The 539-nt window shown below is 63.8% G+C and carries 1 protein-coding gene; it reads left to right on the top strand.

Features of this window, described 5'->3' with window-relative positions:
• Nucleotides 1-20: 20 nt before the first annotated feature.
• Nucleotides 21-539 (top strand): MetQ/NlpA family ABC transporter substrate-binding protein (locus WH91_RS21290; RefSeq protein WP_046173024.1); only part of this gene is annotated, 519 nt, incomplete at its 3' end.

Genomic DNA, 539 nt, shown 5'->3' with positions numbered 1-539 from the left:
CATACCAACGGGGGAACACAATGAATCGTCGTCAACTGCTGCAATGGTCCGCGAGCCTGGCTACTGGCACTCTGGCGCTGGCACTGGTCGCAGGCAGCGCCCTGGCGCAGAGCAAGCCGATCAAGATCGGCGTGACCGCCGGCCCGCACGCCGAGATCATGGAAGAAGTGAAGAAGGTCGCCGAGAAGGACGGCCTGAAGCTGCAGATCGTCGAGTTCAACGACTACATCCAGCCGAACGCGGCGCTGGCTGCCGGTGACCTGGATGCCAACAGCTACCAGAACCAGCCGTACCTCGACGACCAGATCGCCACGCGCGGCTACAAGTTCGTGAGCATCGGCCAGACCATCACCTTCCCGATGGGCGTGTACTCGAAGAAGATCAAGTTGCTGAAGGATCTGAAGGACGGCGCGCGCTTCGGCCTGCCGAACGACCCGACCAACGGCGGCCGCGCGCTCCTGCTGCTGCAGGCGCAGGGCGTGATCAAGCTCAAGCCGAACGCTGGCTTCAAGGCCTCGCCGCGCGACGTGGCCGAGAAC

Source organism: Devosia psychrophila (assembly GCF_000971275.1).
Taxonomy (GTDB): Bacteria; Pseudomonadota; Alphaproteobacteria; order Rhizobiales; family Devosiaceae; genus Devosia; species Devosia psychrophila.
The sequence above is the reverse complement of the archived record's forward strand: the minus strand, read 5'-3'. Positions and strand labels throughout refer to the sequence as shown.